This is a genomic window from Microbacterium sediminis (genome assembly GCF_004564075.1).
GTDB lineage: Bacteria > Actinomycetota > Actinomycetes > Actinomycetales > Microbacteriaceae > Microbacterium > Microbacterium sediminis.
The window spans coordinates 767,307-788,489 of record NZ_CP038256.1 but is presented as its reverse complement, the minus strand read 5'-3'; the positions used below and the strand labels follow the sequence as shown (position 1 = coordinate 788,489).

Below are 21,183 nucleotides of genomic sequence, written 5' to 3'. Positions count from 1 at the left end.
CCGACCGCTCCCCTGGCCCTCGCCACCATCGAGGAGGCGCTGGAGTCGCTCCGCGCCGGCCGCCCCGTGATCGTCGCCGATGACGAGGACCGCGAGAACGAGGGCGACGTCATCCTCTCGGCCGAGCTCGCCACCCCCGAGTGGATCGCCTGGACGGTCCGCTACACGTCCGGCTACCTGTGCGCGCCGATGCCGCACGACTGGGCCGACCGCCTCGACCTGCCGCCGATGGTGACCAACAACGAGGACGCGAAGGGCACCGCCTACACCGTCAGCGTCGACGCGGCCACCGGCGTGACGACGGGGATCAGCGCCGCCGACCGGGCGCGCACGCTCAACGTGCTCGCCGATCCGGAGTCGCAGGCCGCCGACGTCATCCGGCCGGGCCACATCCTCCCGCTGCGGGCCGTGGCCGGCGGCGTGCGCCAGCGCGGCGGGCACACCGAGGCCGCGGTGGAGCTCATGCAGCTCGCCGGCCTGCAGCCGGTCGCGGTGATCGCCGAGGTCGTCGCCGAGGACGGCAGCATGATGCGCCTGCCCGGCCTCGTGGAGATGGGCGCCCGCGAGGGACTGCCCGTCATCACGATCGAGCAGCTCGTCGCCTACCTCGAGGAGCACGACCCGCGCGGGGCCGAGGGCCCGCAGCGCCGGGCGGTGAGCCTGCGCGCCGACGCGCTCGTGCCCACCTCGCACGGCACGTTCCGGTTCCTGGCCTACAAGGACCGCATCACGGGGACCGACCACCTCGCGATCGTCTCGGGCGACCTGTCGTCGCTGGAGACCCCGCTCGTGCGCGTGCACTCGGAGTGCCTCACGGGCGAGGCGTTCGGCTCGCTCAAGTGCGAGTGCGGCCCGCAGCTCGACGCCGCGCTGGACGCCATCGAGCGCGAGGGCGGCGTGGTCATCTACATGCGCGGCCACGAGGGGCGCGGCATCGGCCTCATCAACAAGCTGCGCGCCTACGCGCTGCAGGAGGAGGGGCTCGACACCGTCGACGCCAACACCGCGCTGGGCCTGCCCGCCGACGCCCGCGACTACGCGGCCGCCGCGGGCATCCTGGCCGACCTGGGTGTCTCGAGCATCCGGCTGCTGACCAACAACACCGACAAGGTCTCCCAGCTGCGCGGCTTCGGCCTCGACGTGGCCGAGCAGGTGCCGCTGATCGTGGGCGTCGGGCCCAACAACCACCAGTACCTCGAGACCAAGCGCGACCGCATGGGCCACATCATCGGCGAGGCCGAGCTGGCGCAGGCGGTCGCCCAGATGAACGCGGGAGAGAACGCATGAGCGGCAAGGGCGCACCCGAGCGCGACCGGATCGACGGCACCGGCCTGGAGGTCGTGATCGTCGCCGGCACGTGGCACGAGACCATCACCGAGGGCATGATCGCCGGCGCGCGGCGCGTGCTCGACGCGGCGGGGGCGAGCCACGAGCTCGTGCGCGTGGCCGGCTCGTTCGAGCTGCCCGTGGTGGCCAAGGCCGCCCTCGAGGCCGGCGCCGACGCGGTCGTCGCGCTCGGCGTGATCATCCGAGGCGGCACCCCCCACTTCGAGTTCGTCTCGTCCGCCGCGACCGACGGCCTCACCCGCGTCGCCCTCGACACGGGCAAGCCGGTGGGATTCGGCGTGCTCACCCTCGACAACGAGCAGCAGGGCCTCGACCGCGCCGGCCTGCCCGGATCGACCGAGGACAAGGGCGGCGAGGCGGCCGACGCCGCGCTGCGCACCGCCGTCACCCTGCGCGAGCTGCGCCGCTTCCGCAGCTGAGGCGGGCGGCGGCCTTCCGCCGCGGGGGTTTCTCTACATAGAGTAGAAGTTATGGAGATCCTGCGGCACGTCGTCCTGCTCGTCCACCTCACCGGGTTCGCGATCCTCTTCGGCGCTTGGTTCGTCGAGGCCGTCGCGCGGCGCTACCAGGCCACGCGGCTCATGGACCTCGGCGTCCTCGTCGCCGGCGTGGCGGGCCTCGCGCTCGCGGCGCCGTGGGGCCTCGACCACGACCTCAACTACGTCAAGATCGGCATCAAGCTCGTGGTGCTCATCGTGATCGGCGCGCTCGTGGGCATCAGCACGAGCCGCGCGCGCAAGGGCACGCCGCTGCCGTCGTGGGTGTTCTGGCTCATCGGCGGGCTCACGCTGCTGAACGCGGGCCTGGCCGTCATCTGGCGCTGACGCCCAGCCGGAGCAGACCTCCCCGAAACACGCCCGTTACACGCGCACTTCACACGGCATTCCCGCCCCCGTTGATCAATGTGATCAGCGGGGGCGTCGTGGTCTCCCCCGGCATCCCGTCATGCCGCACCCGGGCGCGCGCCGGGTGCGCAGAATGCTCATTCAGCGGGATAGAATCGTCCTTTGTGTCCCCGGTCACGACGCCGGGGAGCGCGACCGGACGCCCCACGCCGCAGCACCCCGCGGCGAGGCCCCGGCCGGCACACCGAACAAGAGGCGTGCATACCCCGCGCCGCCCGCGCGATCCCCGCTTCTTCCAGAAGGCAGACATGACGTCCACAGCAACACCCGCTGCCCAGCCCGCCAACTCACGCGGTCGCGTGATCACGGCGAGCCTCGTCGGCACCACGATCGAGTTCTACGACTTCTACGCGTACGCCACGGCGGCCGTGCTCGTGTTCCCGATCCTCTTCTTCCCCACCGGCAACACCACGACGGCGCTGCTGCTGTCGTTCGCCACCTTCGGCGCCGCGATGGTCGCCCGCCCGATCGGCGCCGTCGTCTTCGGCCACTTCGGCGACCGCCTCGGCCGCAAGGGCACGCTCGTCGCCTCACTGCTCACCATGGGCATCGCGACGTTCCTCATCGGCTGCCTGCCGACCTACAACGACATCGGGGTCTGGGCCGCCGTCCTGCTGCTCATCTGCCGCCTCGCCCAGGGCTTCGCGCTCGGCGGCGAGTGGTCGGGTGCCGCCCTGGTCGCCACCGAGAACGCCCCGAAGGGCAAGCGCGCCCTCTACGGCACGTTCCCGCAGCTGGGCGCCCCGATCGGCTTCATCATCGCCAACTCGGTGTTCCTCATCATCAACTTCTCGCTGCCGGGCGAGGGCGGCGTCGCCAGCGACGCGTTCCTCAGCTGGGGATGGCGCATCCCGTTCCTGTTCTCGGCCGTCATGGTGATCGTGGGCCTGTGGGTCCGCCTCAAGCTCGTCGAGTCCGACGCCTTCAAGAAGGCCGCCGCGAAGGGTGAGATCAAGAAGGCGCCGATCGGCTACGTCTTCCAGAAGTACTGGTGGCAGCTGATCCTCGGCACCTTCTTCATGCTCGCGACGTACGTGCTGTTCTACCTGATGACGAGCTTCACCCTGTCGTTCGGCACCCGCCCCGTCGATGCCCCCGTCGCCGGACTCGGCTTCGCGTACACCGACTTCGTGCTCATGCAGATCATCGGCGTGCTGTTCTTCGGCATCTGCACGCTCGCGTCGGGGCCGCTGGCCGACTCGATCGGCCGCCGCAAGCTGCTGCTGTGGGTGACGTCGTTCATCATCGTGTTCGGCGCGATCTGGATGGTGTTCCTCGCCCCGCGCGACGCCGCCGGGTTCTCGGGCGCGCTCGTGCAGGCGTTCCTCATCTTCGGGTTCCTGCTCATGGGCATGACGTTCGGCCCCATGGGCGCGCTGCTGCCCGAGCTGTTCCCGACCAACGTGCGCTACACCGGGTCGGCGGTGGCCTACAACGTCTCGTCGATCCTCGGCGCCGCGCTGGCCCCGATCATCGCCGTGTGGCTGTGGGAGGTCGGCGCCGGCAGCCCCTGGCTCGTGGGCATCTACCTGTCGCTGTCGGGCGTCGTGACGCTCGTCGCGCTCATCCTGGGCAAGGAGACGAAGGACGTCGACATCGACGGCGACGGCGTGACCGATGAGGGCGACGAGGGCGCGCAGCTTGCCGCCAAGGAAGCCGCGATGGTCTGATCCCCCGCCTCGACGACGGAGCCCCCGGTGGATGCACCGGGGGCTCCGTCGTGTGCGGGGAGGATCAGACGACGGGCGTGCCGTGGGTGTGGAACGTCTCGATCGTCTTCATGCCCCACGCCTGGCCCTTCTTGCGCTCCTCCTCGGTCCACTCGACGACGGGCTGGTCGGGGTCCAGCAGCAGGCGGGCGCCCGCGTTGGCGAACTCGATGCGGTTGCCGCCCGGCTCCCAGACGTAGAGGAAGAACGTCTGGTTGATCGCGTGCTTGTGCGGGCCCGACTCGATGTGGATGCCGTTCTCGAGGAAGATGTCGGCGGCCTTGAGGATGTCCTCGCGCGTGTCGGGGGCGAACGCGATGTGGTGCAGGCGGTTGCCGTGCTTGGTCCAGTCGTCGCTGTACACGAGGTCGTACGACTTCAGCGAGCAGTGGAACCAGCGGGCCGCGAACCTGCCGTTGTCGAGGCGGATGCGCTCGGACTCGCGCAGCCCGAGGACATCCGTCATGAACGAGCCGCACGCCTCGACGTCGGCGGCGAGCCAGTTGATGTGGTCGAGCCGGCGGGCGTTCACACCGCGCCCGGGGAACGCCGAGGCCTGGTTCTTCAGCGAGGGCTTGTCGTCGGTGGCGACGTAGCGCTCGGTCTCGTAGTAGATGCCCATCTCGTGGCCGTCCGGGTCCTTGAAGACGTACGTCGGCCCCGTGCCGACCTCGCCGTCCTCCCAGCCGACGCCGAGCCCCGCCGCCTCGATCGCGGCGACCCGGCGCTCCAGGGCCTCCGGGTTGATCGCGCGCACGTTGGTGCGGCCGACGCCCGCGGCGTCCGGCTTCGCCGTGAGCTTGATCGTGTAGAGCTCGTACTCGTCCCACGTGCGCAGGTACACGGAGTCGCCCTCCTCGGCGACCACGCGCATCGCGAGCAGGTCGCGGAAGAACCACAGGCTCTCGTCGAACTTCGGGGTGAACAGCTCGACGTTGCCGAGGTGGGCGATGTCGAACGAGCTGTATGCGGTCATGCGGGAGTCCTCTCTGACGTCCGTTCTAGAGACGAGGGCGGGGGTACACGGTGCCCTCGAAGAGCTTGCGCGCCGTGCGCAGGGCGACGGATCGCGTCACACGCCATCCGTCGGCGGAGCGCTCGACGGCCACATCGACATCGAAGTGGCCCGTCGGGTGCTCCACCACGAAAGGATCGCCGGGCGCCGGCGCGGTGACGAGCCCCGCTCCCACTGAGTCGGAGATCGCGACACCCGCGGCCACCGTCAGCGCGCCCAGCACACCGATCGACGTGTGCGTGCGGAAGCCCTTTCCGCCCTGCGGGAGGAAGGTGCGCGTGGCGAGCGCGCCACCCGCGCGCGGCTCCGCGATCGCGACGAGCTTGGGGATCGTCGCGCCGGCCACATCGCCGAGGCCCATCCGCTCCGCAGCCGCGAGGCGCAGCCGCTCCAGGCGGTCGGCCAGCGCGGCGTCGGCGTCGAGCTCGGCCGGCGAGGCGTCGGGGTCGATGCCGAGATCGGCGGCGCGGAACAGCACCGACGGCATGCCGTTGTCGACGCAGGTCACGTCGGTGCCGTCGATCTCGTCGCGCACGGCACCGGTCGGGAACAGCGCGCCGGCCGTGGAGCCCGCGACCCCCTGGAAGTCCAGGGCGATGGCCCCGGCCGTGCCCGGCACGCCGTCGATCGCCAGCTCGCCGTCGTAGTCGACCACGCCGCCCGGCGTGGCGAACGTCGCGGTGGCGTACCCGCCCGTGTTGAGCATGCGGATCCGCACGCTCGTGGTGCCGTCGGCGGCCGTCACGAGCCCGCGTTCCACGGCGAACGGGCCGACGCCGGCGATGATGTTGCCGCAGTTCTGGCGGTCCGACACGAAGGCCTCGTCGACGCCCGTCTGCAGGAACAGGTAGTCGACGTCGGCGCCGTCGTCCGCGGACGGCGCGACGATCGCCACCTTCGACGTGAGCGGGTGCGCTCCCCCGACGCCGTCGATCTGGCGTGCGTCCGGCGTTCCCATGACGCGCAGCAGCAGCGCGTCGCGCGCCTCGCGCTCGGCGGGCAGGTCGGAGGCGAGGAAGTACGCCCCCTTGGACGTGCCGCCTCGCATCAGGATGCACGGGATGCCGCCGGTCACGCCCCCGCCTCGAACTCCGCCTGCGTGAGGTATCGGACGCCGAGGTCGGCCAGCAGGCCGCGCAGGCCCTTGCGGTCGAGGCTCAGCTCGGCCCCGCTGCCGTAGGCATCGCGGTCGGCCGCCTCCTTCGCGACCCGCGCGTCGGCCGCGGCCACCGCGGCGTCCGCCCCGGCTCGCGGCACGCAGACGACCCCATCGTCGTCGGCGACGATCACGTCGCCGGGGCGGACGACCTGACCTCCGATCGTGACGGGCACGTTCACCGAACCCGCCGTCGCCTTCACCGTGCCCTGGGCGTGGACCCCGTTCGACCAGACCGGGAAGCCCATCTCCCGCAGATCGGCGGTGTCGCGCACGCCGGTGGTGGTGACGAGCCCGCGCACGCCGCGCGCCTTCAGTGCGGTGGCGAACAAGTCGCCGAACGCGCCATCGGTCGACGGCGAGGTCGTGGCGACGACGAGCACGTCGCCGTCGCGGCACTGCTCGATGGCCGCGTGGATCATGAGGTTGTCGCCCGGCCACGACAGCACCGTGACGGCCGATCCGGCGATGCGCGCTCCCTGCTGGACGGGCGTGATGCCGGGGCCGACGAGCCCCGTGCGCCCCATCGCCTCGTGCACGGTGGCGACGCCGTGTGCGCCGAGGGCGTCGATCGTGGCCGCGTCGGCGCGCGCGATGTCGGTGACGACGACGCCGAGCGTCACGCGAGCACCGCCGTCACCTCGGGGTAGTACCGCATGTAGGCCTCGCCCATGGTCTCGTGCGGCAGGCCGAGGTTCGGCCCGGCGTTGCGCTTGACCTGCACACCGCGTCGCACGGCGAGCGCGGTGTAGTACTCCCACATGTGCTTCTGCGCGGGCAGGCACTCCATCGCGGCCTGCTTCTTCGGGAACGCATCGGTGATGTCGAGGAGCACGTTCGGCTTGAAGTCGCACTGCTCCGGCTGGTGCGGCTCGAAGAAGAACACGGGTGGGGCGCCGATGATGTCGTCCTTCGACGGGTAGCTGCCGTCCGAGTTCGCCACGCCGATCGCCTGCGCGAGCACCCGCGCCTGCAGCGCCATGCGCGCGGCGGCGGGGTGGTCGCCGTTGTAGGGGTCGGCGAGGGGGTGCGTCAGCACCACCGTGGGCTGCACCCGGCGGTACACGTCGACCAGCCGGGCGACGGCCTCCGGCGACTCCACGAGCGGATAGTCGCCCAGGTCCAGGAACTCGATGTCCGCCCCGAGCGCCGCAGCGGCCGCCTCGGCCTCCGAGCGGCGGATCGCCTTGATCTCGTCGAGGGACTTGCCGGCGAGCCACTGGCTCGCGGACTCGCCGCGCTCGCCGTACGACAGGCAGACGACCGTCGCCTTCTCGCCCCGCATGGTCGCGGACGCGATCGCGCCTCCCGCGCGCCACACGAAGTCTCCGGCGTGGGCGCTCACGACGAGGAGCGCCGGGGTCGTCTCAGCCATCGAGTGTCTCCCGTTCTGCGCGACGGACGTCGGCGCGCAGGATTCAGTGAATCATCCTCTGGCGGAATGATCAAGAAATTGTCTACAATCCTGGAGACGAGAAATCCCTATGGACATCGGTATGCGATCCCCGCAGACTGACACCAGGTCCCGGGACCTCATGACGACGACGTCCACCGGCAAAGGAGCCCCCATGGCGAACAACCTGCAGGAACTGCTCGACGAGAGCGGCAACACCGTCGAGCTGCTGCGCAACTCGAAGCTCGGCACCTACATCTACCCGGTGGTCCCGACCGAGTTCTCGAACTGGCGCCGCGAGCAGAAGGCCTGGCGCCACACGGCCGTGCTCTACGACCAGACCCACCACATGGTCAACTTCTTCCTCAAGGGCCCCGACGCCCTGAAGCTGCTGAGCGACACCGGGATCAACTCGTTCGCGAACTTCCCCGTGAACACCGCGAAGCAGTTCGTGCCCACCGCCTCGAACGGCGGCGTCATCGGCGACGGCATCCTCTTCCACGAGGAACAGGGCGAGTACGTCTACGTGGGCCGCGCGCCCGGGGCGAACTGGCTGCAGTTCCACGCCGAGACCGGCGGCTACGACGTCGAGTGGCGCTACGACGACCGCTCCCCCTCGCGCCCCTACGGCCAGGCCGTCACCCGCGACTACTACCGCTTCCAGATCCAGGGCCCGAACGCGTGGGCGATCATCGAGAAGCTCAACGGCGGCACCCTCGAGAAGGTCAAGTTCTTCCACATGGGTCACCTCGAGATCGCGGGCAGCCAAGTGCGCACGCTGCGTCACGGCATGGCCGGCGCCCCGGGCCTGGAGCTGTGGGGTCCCTACGAGGAGCACGGCCGCATCCGCGACGCGATCCTCGAGGCCGGCGCGGAGTTCGGCATCGAGCCGTGCGGCTCGCGCGCCTACTCCTCGAACACCCTCGAGTCTGGCTGGATCCCCTCGCCGCTTCCCGCGATCTACTCGAGCGATGCCGAGCGCGCCTACCGCGAGTGGCTTCCCACCACGAGCTACGAGGCGATCAACGCCATCGCCGGGTCGTTCGTCTCCGACAACATCGAGGACTACTACCTCAACCCCTGGGAGCTCGGCTACGGCTCGTTCGTGAAGTTCGACCACGACTTCATCGGCCGCGACGCCCTCGAGCAGATCGAGCCGGAGCAGCAGCGCCGCAAGGTGACCCTGGCATGGAACGACGAGGACCTCGCCAAGATCCTCACGACCGTGCTCGACCGCGACGGCGACGGCTACCAGTTCTTCGACCTGCCGAACGCCAACTACGGCTCCAGCAACTTCGACGCCGTGCTCGACGCCGACGGCAACAACATCGGCCTGTCGCTGTTCACGGGCGTGACCGCGAACGAGAAGCGCGGCCTGTCGCTCGCGACCGTCGACCGCGACGTCCCCGAGGGCGCCGAGGTCACCGTGGTCTGGGGCGAGCCGGACGGCGGATCGGGCAAGACCACGGTCGAGCCGCACCAGCAGCTCGCGGTGCGTGCGATCGTCAGCCCCGTCCCCTACGCCGCGGTCGCCCGCGAGTCGTACCAGGGGGGCTGGCGCTCCACCGGCCAGCTCTGAGCCGCGCCTTCGGGGCCCGGGTCCGCCAGGGCCCGGGCCCGCTCGCGCGCCCTGAGGGAGCGCCCCGCCCACTCGCAACCGACTCGTGACGATTTCGTCGACAATTTTCGCTCCGATCCGTAGTAGCCTTCCGTGACGGGAACCCGGAGCACCCGACCGGGCACCCGTCTCGCAAGGACGCGACAGGAAGAAAGAGAGCGATGGCCGCTCGATTGACACTGCACGACGTGAACCTCCGCTTCGGCGGTGTCACCGTGCTCGAGGGCGTCGGCTTCGACGTCGAACCCGGACAGGTCTTCGGCCTGGTCGGGCCCAACGGCGCGGGCAAGACCTCGCTGTTCAACTGCATCAGCGGTCACTACCGGCCGACCTCGGGATCGATCACGCTCGACGGCGAGGAGATCGCGGGCGCGCACCCGTCGTCGCTGAACCGCAAGGGGCTGGCGCGCACGTTCCAGCACCCGGCGCTGCAGCTGCACCACACCGTGCTCGAGAACGTCATGCTCGGGGGTCACACCCGGCTGCCCGGCGGCCCGCTGGAGTGGGCGCTGCGCCTGCCGCCGACCGGGCGGCGCGAGCGCGAGATCCGCGACGAGGCGATCGCGCTGCTCGAGGCGCAGGGCCTCGGCTGGGCCGTCGATGCGCGGGCCGACGAGCTCTCGCACGGCCTGCACAAGGGCATCGAGCTGTGCCGGGCCCTGCTGTCGCGCCCGTCCTTGCTGCTGCTGGACGAGCCCGCCGCGGGTCTCTCGCACGGCGAGGTCGAGCAGCTCATCGACACGGTCAAGGGCATCGCGGCCGCCGGCGAGATCACGGTCGTCGTCGTGGAGCACCACATGGGCCTGATCGCCGCGCTCACCGATCGCGTCGTGGTGCTCGACCACGGCCGCAAGCTCTTGGAGGGCACCGCGGCCGAGGCGCAGTCCGACCCGCGGGTGATCGAGGCCTACATCGGGAAGGACGCCGCCGATGACGCTGCTTGAGCTGGAGGACGTCACCGCCGCCTACGGGCGCGTGCAGGTGCTCGAAGGCGTCTCGCTGTCCGTCCCGGACGGAGGTGCCGTGGGCATCCTCGGCGCGAACGGCGCCGGCAAGACCACCACCCTGCGCGCGATCAGCGGCACCGTGCGGGTGGGCGGGCGGATCACGTTCGACGGCACCGACATCACGAAGCTGGGGCCGGAGAAGGTCGCCGCCCTCGGCATCGCGCACGTGCCGGAGGGTCGGGGCACGCTGCCCAACCTCACGGTGCGCGAGAACCTCATGGTCGGCGCCTACCTCCGCAGGGACGCCGCGCAGGTGCGCTCCGACATCGACTACCTGCTCGAGCTGTTCCCCAACCTCAAGGAGCGGATCGGCTCGAACGCCTCCGCGCTGTCGGGCGGCGAGCAGCAGATGCTCGCGGTGAGCCGGGCGTTCATGGCCAAGCCGCGGCTGCTCGTGCTCGACGAGCCGTCGCTGGGCCTGGCGCCCTCGACCGCGAAGAACGTCTACGACGCGATCCAGCGACTGCGCGTGGAGTCGGGCATCGCCATGCTCGTGGTCGAGCAGAACGCCAATCTCGCCTTCCGCATCGTCGACAGCGCCGTCGTGCTCGAGACCGGCCGCAGCGTGCTCAGCGGCAGCTCCGCCGAGCTGCGCGGCCGCGACGAGATCCGCAAGGCATACCTGGGAGGCTGACATGGACCAGTTCATCCAGCTCGTCGTCGACGGCCTCGGCATGGGATCGGTGTACGCCGCACTCGGCCTCGCCATCGTCCTCGTGAACCAGGCGACCGGGCTCATCAACTTCGCCCAGGGCGGCATGGCCGTGCTCGCGGCGTACTTCACCTACGCCTTCATCGGCTGGGGCCTGCCGCTCATCGTCGCGATCCTGCTGTCGGTGATCGCCTCGTTCGTGCTCGGGGCGATCATCGAACGCTTCCTGATGCGCCGGTTCGAGGGCGGCGACCCCGACACGGCGGTGGTCGCCACGGTCGGCCTGCTCACGCTGCTCACCGGGCTGTGCGGGTGGATCTGGTCGTACAACAACCAGAACTTCCCGTCGCTGTTCCCCGCCGCCTCGTTCAACCTGCTCGGCGCCTCGGTGAGCTGGCGCTCGCTCGGCACCTTCCTCGTGATCCTCGTGATCATGCTGCTGCTGCAGTCGCTGTTCAAGTTCAGCAAGCTCGGCCTCGCGCTGCGCGCGGTCGCCGACAATCCCGCCTCGTCGGCGCTGTCCGGCCTGCCCGTGGGACGGCTGCTCATGGTCGGCTGGGGCCTGGCCGCGGCGCTCGGCGCGGTGGCCGGGGCCCTCATCGCCCCGCGCCTGACGCTGACGCCGGGAATGATGGACTCGATCCTCGTCTACTCCCTCGCCGCCGTGATCCTCGGCGGCATGTCGAGCGCGCTGGGCGTGGTCGTGGCCGCGTGGGTGATCGGCGTGCTCGAGAACCTGGCGGCCGTGTACGTCCCGTGGATCGGCCACGACCTCAAGGTCGCCGTGCCGTTCGTCCTGCTGTTCATCGTGCTGCTCGTGAGGCCGCAGGGCCTGTTCGGGCGCAAGTCCGTGGTGCGAGTGTGAGGCCCGCAATGCCGAAGACCGAGTTCTCCCCCGATCTCACCGCGACCGTCACGACGCCGCCGCTGCACCGGCGCACGCCCTGGTGGGTGTGGGCGATCGGCGTCGCCGTGGCGGTGATCCTCATCGTCGCGCCGCTCATGCTGCCGATCCCCACGAACCAGATGCTCGCCCGCGTCGGTGTCTTCGCGGTCGCCGTGCTCGGGCTCAACGTGATCATGGGCTACGCGGGGCAGGTCTCGCTCGGGCAGATCTTCTTCCTCGGCTTCGGCGCCTACGTCACGGCCTACGGGGTGGAGCAGGAGTGGCCGATCCTGCTCACGTTCCTGCTCGCGATCGTCCTGCCCGGCGTCGCGGGCCTCGTCGTCGCCTTCGCCGCCGCCCGGCTCGGCGGCCTGGCGATCGCCATGGTCACGATCGCCCTACCCATCATCGGGGTGCCGCTCGCCAAGCGGCTGTCCGACCTCACCGGCGGCTCGCAGGGCGTCTCCGCCCGCTTCTCCGGCGCCCCCGACGGGGTGCCGCTGGCCGACGACCAGTGGCAGTACTACCTCGTGCTGCTCATCGGCGCGATCACCTTCGTGCTCGTCTACAACCTCACGCGCGGCAAGTTCGGCCGGGCCCTGGCGATCGTCAAGGAGAACGAGAACGTCGCCAAGGCGATGGGCATCTCCCCCTACCGCTACAAGGTGATGGCGTTCACGATCGCGGCGATGATCGGCGGCGTCAGCGGCTTCCTCTACATGGTGGTGGTGCAGTACACGAGCCCCGAGACGCTGGCCTTCCACCACTCGATCAACCTGTTGGCCTCAATGGTCGTCGGCGGCGCCGGCAGCATCGCCGGGTCGATCCTGGGCGGGCTCTACTACGTGTTCGTCCCGAACTTCACGAACGAGATCGCCCCGACGCTGACCGCGCTGATCCAGGGCGTGATCCTGCTCGTGGTGCTCTTCGTCCTCCCGGGCGGCCTGGCGAGCATCCCCCACCGCATCCGCCGGGTGCTGCGCTCGCGCCGCGCCACCCCCTCGGACTCCCCTTCCCCTTCCCGCACCTGATCGAACGAACAGAGAGGTTCCGCATGATCCGCAACAGCAAGGCAGGCAAAGCCCTCGGCGTGGTCGCCGTCGGCACGGCCATCGCCCTCCTCGCCACCGGCTGCAGCCGTGGCGACACCGGCGGCGCAGGCGGCGACGGTGGCGACGGCGGTGCCGCGAGCCCCGGCATCACCGACACCAGCGTCACGCTCGGCGTGAACACCCCGCTCTCCGGCGCCACCGCCGGCCAGGGCACCTGCACGGTCGCGGGACTCGTGGCCTACTTCGGCCCGATCAACGAGGCCGGCGGCGTCGAGTTCGGCGACGGCGTGCAGCGCACCGTCGAGGTCGAGGCGTTCGACGACGGCTACGACCCGCAGAAGGCGCTGACCAACTTCCAGCAGAACTCGGGCGACGTCTTCGCGTTCACCTCGGGCCTGGGCACGCCCACGAACCGCGCCTACCGCGAGGCGGCGATCGACGAGGAGGTGCCGCAGGTGCTCGTCATGACCGGCGACCCGATCTTCTCCGACCAGACCGAGAGCCCCTGGCAGCTCGGCTTCGTGCCGGTGTACCAGAACGAGGGCGCCGCCTTCGGCGAGCTGCTGGCCGAGTCGGGCGAGGAGCTCACCGCCGCGATCCTCTACCAGAACGACGACTTCGGCGAGGGCTACGCGGAGGGCTTCAAGGAGGCGATCGAGGGCACGAGCGTCACCGTGGTGAAGGAGCTCTCGTACGAGGCCACCGACACGTCGGTCGACGCCCAGGTGACCGAGCTGGCGGCGACCGACGCGGACGTGTTCTTCCTCGCCGCGTCGATCATCCCGCTCGTGCAGCAGTCGATCGAGAAGGCCCGCGAGCTCGACTGGCACCCCAGCTGGTTCCTGCCCTCGAACACCTCCTCGCCCGGCGCGATCCTGCAGCCCGCGGGCGCCGACCCCGCCGACGGGTTCTACTCGGTGGCGTTCGCGAAGGCCCCGCAGTCGCCGGTGTACGCCGAGGACGAGGACGTGAAGGAGTTCCTCGCCAACCTCGAGCAGTACGCCGCGGACTACACGACCACGCCGGACTTCCCGCACTGCATGTGGTCGTACATGGTGGGTGCCACGCTCGAGGAGGCGTTCACGAACACCGCCGAGCCGACGCGCGAGGCGTTCATGGAGGCGCTGCGCGGCATCGACTCGCTCAACGCCCCGCTCATGCTCGAGGGCACCGAGGTGTCGACGAGCCAGGACGGCCTGCCCGCCGTGTCGACCGTGGTCGTGCAGAAGTTCAACGGCCAGGGCTACGACAACGCCGAGGGCATCGACTGATCCACCCCGCCGAGGCGCCCGTCCCCACCCCGGTGGCGGGCGCTTCGGCGTTGCGGCCTACGGCAGCTCGCGCAGCACGCGCACGATGCCCTCGAGGTGCACGCGCGTGGCCTCCTCCGCGGCGTCGGGGTCGCGCCCGAGCACGGCGTCGATGATCGCCACGTGCTCGGGCGCGGACTGCGCCGCGCGGCCGGGGGCGAAGGCGAGACGGAACTGGTGGCGCGCCGACTGGGCGCGCAGCCGCTCGAGCAGCTGGATGGCGGTGGCGTGGCCGCTCATCTCGCGGATCCGGCGATCCATCTCCTGGTTCAGCTGGGAGTAGGTGACGAGATCGCCCGAGGCGACGGCATCGAGGATCTGCGTGCGCAGCTCGCGCAGCGCGGCCGCGTCCTCGCGCGTCAGGCGCTCGGCGGCCCGGCGGGCGCACAGCGCCTCGAGCCCCATGCGCACCTCGACGATCTCGATCGCCTCGTCGACGGTGATGGCCCGCACCCGCGCGCCGCGGTTGGGCAGCCGCTCGACGAGCCCGTCGCCCGCGAGGTTCATCAGCGCGGTGCGCACCGCCGCGCGGGACGCCTCGTAGCTCTCGCTGAGGTCGGCCTCGATGAGGCGCTGGTTCGGGGCGAACCGGCCGTCGAGGATCGCCTCGCGGATCCGCTGCGTGAGGTCGGGCGAGCCGTCCTCCGTCTCCGCCCTCGCGGCCTCGGTCATCGACACGCGCTCCCCTTTCACCGACTGTCGATTCTCACCCACCATCGGTCCCCGGGTCGCTCAGCTCGCGGGGAAGCGCACGATCGGCTTGATCGTCTCACCCCGCTCCGACGCCGCGAAGGCCTCGTCGATGTCGGCGATGTCGTACAGCCGCGTGAGCCGGTCGAAGGGGAAGCGCCCCTGTCGCCACAGTTCGATGAGGCGGGGGATGAACACCTGCGGCACCGAGTCGCCCTCGATGATCATCTTCAGCGACCACCCCCGCGTCATCGACAGGCCCGTCTCGAACGCGGTCTCGGTGCCCGGCGGCTCGGCGCCGACCACGCCCACCGTGCCGCGCACGCCGAGCGCATCGACCGCCTGCCGCAGCACCGGCGAGACGCCCGTCGTCTCGAGCGCGTAGTCCACGCCGTCGCCGGTAATCTCCTTGATGCGCGCGACCGCGTCCTCCTCGCGGCCGTTGATGACGTGGGTGGCGCCGAGCTCCGTGGCCAGCGCCAAGCGGTCCGGGTTGACGTCGACCACGATCCGCGTGGTCACGCCGACCACGATCGTGCCCAGCAGCGCCGAGAGCCCCACCGCCCCCGCGCCGAACACGGCGAACGACGAGCCCGCCTCGGGCCGGAGCGAGTTGATCACGGCACCGGCGCCGGTCTGCACGCCGCAGCCGAGCGGCCCCATCAGCTCGAGCGGGATGTCGTCGGGCACGCGGACGACCGAGCGCTCGTCGGCGTTGGTGTAGGCCGCGAACGACGACTGCCCGAAGAAGTGCGACGAGATCGCCGCGCCGTCGGCATCGGTGAACGCCGTCGAGCCGTCGGTCCGCCGCCCGCCGAAGTTCCGTTCGTACAGGTGCGTGCAGTAGGTGTTGAAGCCGGTCAGGCAGTGCCGGCACGTGCCGCACGAGCTCGCCGACAGCACCACGCGGTCCCCCGGCGCCACCGTCGTGACGGCGGACCCCACGGCCTCGACCACGCCCGCGCCCTCGTGCCCCAGCACCGCGGGCAGCGGCGTCGGGTAGATCTGGTCGCGCACCACGGCGTCGGTGTGGCACACGCCGGTCGCGACCAGGCGCACGCGCACCTCGTTCGGACGCGGCTCGTCCAGTTCGAGCTCCTCGAGCGCGAACGATCCTCCGGTCTCGCGCACGACCGCCGCCATCGTCTTCATCGACATGCCCCTTCGCATGCGGGTGCCGCATCCTCGCGGCGGCGCCCGATGGAGCGCCCGCTTCGACGTTACCGCGGGCCCCCGGATTGTCAACGAAATCCGCGCGAATCCTGTTGGGGATCGCCGATTAGTCGGCCTCACGCAGCTTCGCCAGGCCCGCCCGCAGGAAGGCGTTCAGGCGCGCGACGTCGGCCTGCGAGAGCCCCTCGAGGATGATGTCCTGCCCCCTCAGCGAGATCGGCAGCATGTCGCGATGCATTTGCGCGCCGGCATCCGTGAGGTACAGCGGGCGCGACCCCCGAGGACCGTCCGACAGCACGATGAGGCGGCGCTCCAGCAGCGTGTTCACCGACTTGGACACAACGGCCTTGTTGACGCCAAGGAAATCCGACACCTCGGTCGCGGAGATCCCCGGTCGCGTGGACAGCGCCGAGAGCACGCGCCATTCGTTGGTGCCGAGATCGAAGCGCCGCCGCAGCTCGTGGGACTCCCGCCAGACGAGCGCGTTCGACAGCAGCGCGAGCAACCGCGGCGTGAACGTCTCGGGCTCGATCACCTCGTTCAACGGCTCGGTGATCGCACCCTCGGGCGCGCGATGACGGACCCTCGTCCGGCTGCCGCCGTGTTCCTCAGTCATGTGCGCCCCCTCGAAGCAAGTGTGTCAGCGACGCGACCGATCACAGCGCGACACGATTACGTACGAGTTTGACCCTAATCCTGTTTACATTCAAACAAGACGGTGCTACGTTCGCATTCGCCGGCCCGAGGATGGGCCGGGCGACCACCGAGAACGTCGACGACGACGGACCTCACGTCGACGTTCCCCTCACCGACGAGGAGACAGGACACATGACCCAGACGGTGCTCGACACAGAGCCCGACCACAGTGTCGAGGAGCTCGAGGACCTGGCATACGAGCTGCGGCGCCTGCTGCTGAACCTCTGCGGCACGTACGAGGGCGCCGTGCACATCGGCGGCGATCTGTCGGTCGCCGACATCCTCACCGCACTATTCCACCGCGGACTGCGCATCGATCCGAACGACATTCGCAACCCCGCCCGCGATCGCTTCGTGCTCAGCAAGGGCCACGCGGCCGTGTGCATGTACATCGCGATGGCCATGCGCGGCTTCTTTGACTACGACGACATCGTCGCCACGTACGGCCAGCTAGACAGCGCCTACGGCATGCACCCGTGCAAGGTTCAGCTGCCGGGTGTGGAGGCGTCCACGGGGTCGCTCGGCCATGGCCTGCCGCTGGCGGTCGGCATGGCGCTCTCGGCCCGCCACCGTCGTGAGACGCACCGGGTAGTCACGCTCATGGGCGACGGTGAGACCGGCGAGGGCTCGGTGTGGGAGGCCGCGATGGCCGGCCGCAGCCAGAAGCTCGGCAACCTCGTGGCGTTCATCGATCGGAACCGGCAACTCATGACGAGCTTTGCCGAGGAGCGCGTGATGTTCGAGCCGTACCCCGACAAGTGGCGCGCCTTCGGCTGGAACGTCGTCGAGGTCGACGGCCACGACATGCGCCAGCTCGTCGACGCGATCGACGCGCTGCCCGACCCCACCAGCGACGTTCCCACCGTGATCATCTGCGAGACGGTCAAGGGCAAGGGCGTCGACTTCATGGAGCGCAACCTCGCCTGGCACGCGGGCTCGCTCGGCGCACAGGACCTCGAGCGCGCGATGGCGGCGCTCGAGGCATCGCGGAACAAGGAGGCCCACTGATGCCCGTCACCTTCACCTTCGGGGAGATGCTCTCCGCCCGATCCGTCATCGGGTCAACCCTCGCCGAGCTCGGCGCGACGCACGACAACCTCTGGGTCATCACGCCCGACATCGGCGCGACCCTCGTGGAGTTCCGCGACACGTACCCCGACCGCTTCGTCGACGTGGGGCTCGCGGAGCAGGTGAGCGTGGGGATCGCCGCGGGCCTCGCGTACGACGGCAACATCCCGGTTGTGTCCGGCATGCTGCCCTTCCTGTCGATGCGTGCGCTCGAGCAGGTCCGCACGGACGTCTGCTACCCGAACCTGCCGGTCAAGATCATCGGCACCCACGGCGGGCTCGTCGGCAACGGCGGATCGACGCACTACGCGGTCGAGGACCTGTCGCTGATGTGCTCGCTCACGAACATGACCGTCACCTCGATCGGCGACCCGGTCATGGTCGGCGAGGTGATCCGCCAGTCGATGGACATGCAGGGGCCGATCTACATCCGACTCGCCGTCGGCAAGAAGGACATGGTCCTGTACGAGCCCGGCCAGCACGAGATCCGCATCGGCAAGGGCATCGTCGCCCGCGACGGCTCCGACGTCACCCTCTTCACGCACGGCACCACGGTGGCCCAGGCGCTGACGGCGGCCGAGCAGCTCGCCGATGACGGCATCTCCGTGCGCGTGGTCGACATGTGGACCCTCAAGCCGATCGACGCGGACCTCATCGAGCGCTGTGCGAGCGAGACCGGCGGCCGGTTCGTGGTGCTCGAGGACCACCTGGCCTATGGCGGCCTGGCGACGCGGGTCGCCGACGTCGTGGCGGATCGCGGCATCGCCCTCACGTCGTTCGAGCGCCTCGGCATCCCGCAGGTCTACGCCGGCTTCGGCGAGGACGAGCAGCTGCGCGACAAGCACGGCTACGGCCTGACCGCCACCGTGGACGCCCTGCGCCGCGCCGTGGCGCCGGTCCCGGCGACGGCGTGAGGCGGCAGAGATGAAGACCGTCGCCGTCACGAGGATCGGCAGCCTGCGCGATCCCGACGAGTCCACCCGCGGCCGCATCGGCGTGGTGGACCTCCCTGAGCCCGCCCTCGGCCCCGAGGACGTGCGGATCCGCGTGGCGTACGCCGCGATCTGCGGATCCGATCCGCACCTCGCCGAGGGATTCTTCGGCACCGACGTGCCGATCGGCCTCGGCCACGAGATCTCCGGCGTGGTGGAGGCCCTCGGCGACCGCGCCACCCGGAGCGGCCTGAGGGTCGGCGATCGGGTCGCGGGCAACTTCCTGCGCTTCTGCGGCAGCTGCCGACCGTGCCAGGAGGGGAAGCAGCAGTTCTGCGAGAACATCCAGGAGTACAACCGGCCGGGGATGGCCGAGACGCTCACCTGGCACGAGTCGCAGGTGTACCGGCTGCCCGACGACGTCTCGCTGCTGCGGGGCTGCCTGCTCGAGCCCATCTCGGTGGCCGTGCGCATCGCGGACAAGACGCGGGTGCGGGTCGGCGATCGCGTGGCCATCTGCGGCGGCGGGCCGATCGGGCAACTCGCGCTGCAGGTCATGAAGCGCCATGGCGCCACGTCGCTCACGCTCATCGAGCCGATCGCCGAGCGCCGCGACATGGCGCTGCGGCACGGCGCGGAGTTCGTGATCGACCCGATCGCCGAGGATCAGCAGGCGCGCGCCGCCGAGATCACCCAGGGACGCGGGTACGACGTGGTCATCGACGCCTCGGGTTCGCCGCACGCCGTGCGCGGGCTGCTCGACGTCGCGGCGAAGGGCGCCACCGTGGTGTACGGCGCGATGTACCCCGAGCGGTACGAGTTGCCGCTGAACCTGTCGGACTACCTGTATCTGAAGGAGCTCACCCTCACGGGCGTCTTCGTCTCGCCCTACGCGTTCCCGCGGGCCCTCCAGCTGCTGCCGCACCTGGAGCTGGACGAGCTCACGCAGGCGGTCTTCGACATCGACGACGCGGAGGAGGCGTTCGCGGTGCACGTCTCGGGCCGCTTCCCGAAGGTGGTCATCCGCTGCAACGACATCGACGACGGGACGGCATCGTGACGCTCGCGAGCGAGGTGGCGACGTCGGTCATCCCGGCGCTCGAGGTGCACGGCATCACCAAGCACTTCGACGGCGTGCAGGCCCTGCGCGGGGTGGACCTCGCGGTGCGGCCGGGCGAGATCCACGCGCTCCTCGGTGAGAACGGCGCGGGCAAATCCACCCTCATCAAGATCATCACCGGCCTGCACCGGCAGGACGAGGGCGAGGTGCGGGTGGGAGGCGAGCCCACGGACTTCGCCGGGGTACGCGCCGCGAACAAGGCGGGCGTCGTGGCCCTCTACCAGGAGCTCTCCATCGTGCCGACGATCAGCGTCGCGGAGAACATCGTGCTCGGGGAGGGAGCGCCGTCGACGTTCGGCTTCGTGCGCTGGGGCGAGCTCAACCGCCGCGCCCGGGCGCAGCTCGAGCGGCTCGATCAGCGCATTCCGCTGCGACGGCTCGCCGGGTCTCTCTCCCCCGTTCAGCAGACGATGGTCGCGGTGGCAAGGGCGCTGTCGATCGATGCGCGCGTGCTCATCCTCGACGAGCCGACCGCGGCGCTGACGGACACCGAGATCGCGGACCTGTTCCAGGTGCTGCGCGGCCTGCGGGACGAGGGCGTGGCGATCGTCTACGTCTCGCACCGGCTCGAGGAGGTCTTCGAGCTGTGCGATCGCCTCACGGTGATGCGCAACGGCCGCACGATCGTCACGAAGCCGGTGGCCGAGTCCTCGATCGACGACGTCATCTCCACGATGGTCGGCCGCGAGCAGAGCGAGCTCTATCCCGAGCGCGGCACCGCGACCGACGAGGTGTCCGTGCGTGTCTCCGACCTCTCGGGCAACCGTGTGCAGGACGTCTCGTTCGAGGCGCGCCGCGGCGAGGTGCTCGGCGTCGGCGGCCTGGCGGGATCCGGGCGGAGCGAGCTGCTGCGCCTGCTCGCCGGCGCCCAGAGGCGCACCGCGGGGGCGATCGAGCTCGGCGGCAAGCCGCTCTCCCGTCAGGGTGTGGGAGCTGCACTGGAGGCGGGCATCGCCCTGGTGCCGGAGGAGCGCCGCAGCCAGGGCGTAATCCTCTCCGCTCCGATCGCGGAGAACGTCGCCCTCGCGAACCTCACGAGCGTCAGCCCTGGCGGTGTGGTCTCCGGGCGTCGTGTCGCGGCGCTTGCGCGCAACGCCATCGAGAAGCTGCAGATCAAGACGAGCGGCATCCGCCAGCCCGTCGGCCAGCTCTCTGGCGGCAACCAGCAGAAGGTCGTGCTCGCCAAGATGCTCGCCCGAAATCCGCGCGTCCTGCTCATGGACGAGCCCACCCGCGGCATCGACGTGGGCACGAAGGCAGAGATCTATCGGCTCATGCGGGCGCTCGCGGCGCAGGGCACCACGATCATCGCCGTCAGCAGCGAACTGCCGGAACTCATCGGCATCTCCGATCGGATCCTCGTGATGCATGACGGCCGGGTGGCGGGCGAGCTCGACGCCGCCGCCGCGACCGACGAGGAGATCCTCACGCACGCATACGGAAGGGACGCCTGA

The 21,183-nt window shown here is 70.4% G+C and carries 21 protein-coding genes; 14 read left to right on the top strand and 7 right to left on the bottom strand.

The window, feature by feature from the left end:
• Window positions 1-12 precede the first annotated feature (12 nt).
• The 4 genes from E3O41_RS03770 (at window position 13) to E3O41_RS03755 (ending at window position 3,922) form a co-directional block, all read left to right on the top strand.
• Window positions 13-1,287 carry a bifunctional 3,4-dihydroxy-2-butanone-4-phosphate synthase/GTP cyclohydrolase II gene (locus E3O41_RS03770; protein ID WP_067026016.1) on the top strand — a complete coding sequence of 425 codons (1,275 nt, stop codon included), beginning with the start codon at window positions 13-15 and terminating at the stop codon, window positions 1,285-1,287.
• The gene (gene ribH, locus E3O41_RS03765; protein ID WP_067025633.1) at window positions 1,284-1,766 is read left to right on the top strand and encodes a 6,7-dimethyl-8-ribityllumazine synthase; all 483 of its coding nucleotides are present in this window, start codon (window positions 1,284-1,286) and stop codon (window positions 1,764-1,766) included. The genes E3O41_RS03770 and ribH overlap by 4 nt, the downstream gene beginning before the upstream one ends.
• Window positions 1,767-1,817: 51 nt before the next feature.
• Complete coding sequence (locus E3O41_RS03760; RefSeq protein ID WP_067025630.1) at window positions 1,818-2,171, top strand: Fe-S protein; 354 nt, start codon at window positions 1,818-1,820, stop codon at window positions 2,169-2,171.
• A 329-nt stretch (window positions 2,172-2,500) separates the two neighbouring features.
• Window positions 2,501-3,922: an MFS transporter gene (locus tag E3O41_RS03755; protein WP_067025627.1), complete on the top strand. Its 1,422-nt coding sequence runs from the start codon at window positions 2,501-2,503 to the stop codon at window positions 3,920-3,922.
• A gap of 64 nt (window positions 3,923-3,986) precedes the next feature.
• Here E3O41_RS03755 and E3O41_RS03750 read toward each other — a convergent pair whose 3' ends face one another.
• From E3O41_RS03750 to E3O41_RS03735, 4 genes are read right to left on the bottom strand one after another with little or no spacing between them, the layout of a single operon-like run.
• Window positions 3,987-4,937: a VOC family protein gene (locus E3O41_RS03750; RefSeq protein WP_067025624.1), complete on the bottom strand. Its 951-nt coding sequence runs from the start codon at window positions 4,935-4,937 to the stop codon at window positions 3,987-3,989.
• A gap of 25 nt (window positions 4,938-4,962) precedes the next feature.
• Window positions 4,963-6,051: a 4-oxalomesaconate tautomerase gene (locus tag E3O41_RS03745; RefSeq protein ID WP_240482335.1), complete on the bottom strand. Its 1,089-nt coding sequence runs from the start codon at window positions 6,049-6,051 to the stop codon at window positions 4,963-4,965.
• Window positions 6,048-6,755 (bottom strand): 4-carboxy-4-hydroxy-2-oxoadipate aldolase/oxaloacetate decarboxylase, encoded by a 708-nt coding sequence (locus E3O41_RS03740; protein WP_067025620.1) that lies wholly within the window; start codon window positions 6,753-6,755, stop codon window positions 6,048-6,050. Before E3O41_RS03740 ends, E3O41_RS03745 begins: the two co-directional genes overlap by 4 nt.
• Window positions 6,752-7,507 (bottom strand): PIG-L deacetylase family protein, encoded by a 756-nt coding sequence (locus tag E3O41_RS03735; protein WP_067025617.1) that lies wholly within the window; start codon window positions 7,505-7,507, stop codon window positions 6,752-6,754. Before E3O41_RS03735 ends, E3O41_RS03740 begins: the two co-directional genes overlap by 4 nt.
• A gap of 193 nt (window positions 7,508-7,700) precedes the next feature.
• Here E3O41_RS03735 and ligM point away from each other — a divergent pair, with 193 nt between their 5' ends.
• The 6 genes from ligM to E3O41_RS03705 all read left to right on the top strand — a co-directional run bounded on the left by ligM (window position 7,701) and on the right by E3O41_RS03705 (window position 14,011).
• Window positions 7,701-9,104: a vanillate/3-O-methylgallate O-demethylase gene (gene ligM, locus E3O41_RS03730; protein WP_067025615.1), complete on the top strand. Its 1,404-nt coding sequence runs from the start codon at window positions 7,701-7,703 to the stop codon at window positions 9,102-9,104.
• A 227-nt stretch (window positions 9,105-9,331) separates the two neighbouring features.
• Window positions 9,332-10,087: an ABC transporter ATP-binding protein gene (locus E3O41_RS03725; protein WP_240482333.1), complete on the top strand. Its 756-nt coding sequence runs from the start codon at window positions 9,332-9,334 to the stop codon at window positions 10,085-10,087.
• Entirely contained in the window at window positions 10,074-10,784 is a 711-nt protein-coding gene (locus E3O41_RS03720; protein ID WP_067025608.1) for an ABC transporter ATP-binding protein, read from the top strand. Before E3O41_RS03725 ends, E3O41_RS03720 begins: the two co-directional genes overlap by 14 nt.
• A 1-nt stretch (window position 10,785) precedes the next feature.
• On the top strand, window positions 10,786-11,667 hold the full coding sequence (locus tag E3O41_RS03715; RefSeq protein WP_067025604.1) for a branched-chain amino acid ABC transporter permease: 882 nt from the start codon (window positions 10,786-10,788) through the stop codon (window positions 11,665-11,667).
• An 8-nt stretch (window positions 11,668-11,675) separates the two neighbouring features.
• The gene (locus E3O41_RS03710) at window positions 11,676-12,719 is read left to right on the top strand and encodes a branched-chain amino acid ABC transporter permease (protein ID WP_067025602.1); all 1,044 of its coding nucleotides are present in this window, start codon (window positions 11,676-11,678) and stop codon (window positions 12,717-12,719) included.
• A 23-nt stretch (window positions 12,720-12,742) separates the two neighbouring features.
• Entirely contained in the window at window positions 12,743-14,011 is a 1,269-nt protein-coding gene (locus E3O41_RS03705; protein WP_067025599.1) for an ABC transporter substrate-binding protein, read from the top strand.
• 57 nt (window positions 14,012-14,068) lie between these two features.
• On the opposite strand, the gene E3O41_RS03700 is transcribed toward E3O41_RS03705, so the two are convergent.
• The 3 genes from E3O41_RS03700 to E3O41_RS03690 all read right to left on the bottom strand — a co-directional run bounded on the left by E3O41_RS03700 (window position 14,069) and on the right by E3O41_RS03690 (window position 16,529).
• A complete protein-coding gene (locus tag E3O41_RS03700; RefSeq protein ID WP_067026013.1) occupies window positions 14,069-14,722 on the bottom strand; it encodes a GntR family transcriptional regulator in 654 nt (217 codons plus the stop codon).
• A gap of 60 nt (window positions 14,723-14,782) precedes the next feature.
• Window positions 14,783-15,898, bottom strand: a complete 1,116-nt coding sequence (locus E3O41_RS03695) for an NAD(P)-dependent alcohol dehydrogenase (protein WP_338060476.1) — start codon at window positions 15,896-15,898, stop codon at window positions 14,783-14,785.
• A 121-nt stretch (window positions 15,899-16,019) separates the two neighbouring features.
• Window positions 16,020-16,529 (bottom strand): MarR family winged helix-turn-helix transcriptional regulator, encoded by a 510-nt coding sequence (locus E3O41_RS03690; RefSeq protein WP_083990894.1) that lies wholly within the window; start codon window positions 16,527-16,529, stop codon window positions 16,020-16,022.
• A gap of 212 nt (window positions 16,530-16,741) precedes the next feature.
• Here E3O41_RS03690 and E3O41_RS03685 point away from each other — a divergent pair, with 212 nt between their 5' ends.
• Genes E3O41_RS03685 through E3O41_RS03670 form a run of 4 tightly spaced genes read left to right on the top strand, consistent with a single transcriptional unit; the run spans window position 16,742 to window position 21,183 of the window.
• Entirely contained in the window at window positions 16,742-17,617 is an 876-nt protein-coding gene (locus E3O41_RS03685; RefSeq protein WP_067026010.1) for a transketolase, read from the top strand.
• A complete protein-coding gene (locus E3O41_RS03680) occupies window positions 17,617-18,591 on the top strand; it encodes a transketolase family protein (protein ID WP_083990893.1) in 975 nt (324 codons plus the stop codon). Before E3O41_RS03685 ends, E3O41_RS03680 begins: the two co-directional genes overlap by 1 nt.
• Window positions 18,592-18,601: 10 nt before the next feature.
• Window positions 18,602-19,669 carry a zinc-dependent alcohol dehydrogenase gene (locus E3O41_RS03675; protein ID WP_067025594.1) on the top strand — a complete coding sequence of 356 codons (1,068 nt, stop codon included), beginning with the start codon at window positions 18,602-18,604 and terminating at the stop codon, window positions 19,667-19,669.
• On the top strand, window positions 19,666-21,183 hold the full coding sequence (locus tag E3O41_RS03670) for a sugar ABC transporter ATP-binding protein (RefSeq protein WP_083990892.1): 1,518 nt from the start codon (window positions 19,666-19,668) through the stop codon (window positions 21,181-21,183). The genes E3O41_RS03675 and E3O41_RS03670 overlap by 4 nt, the downstream gene beginning before the upstream one ends.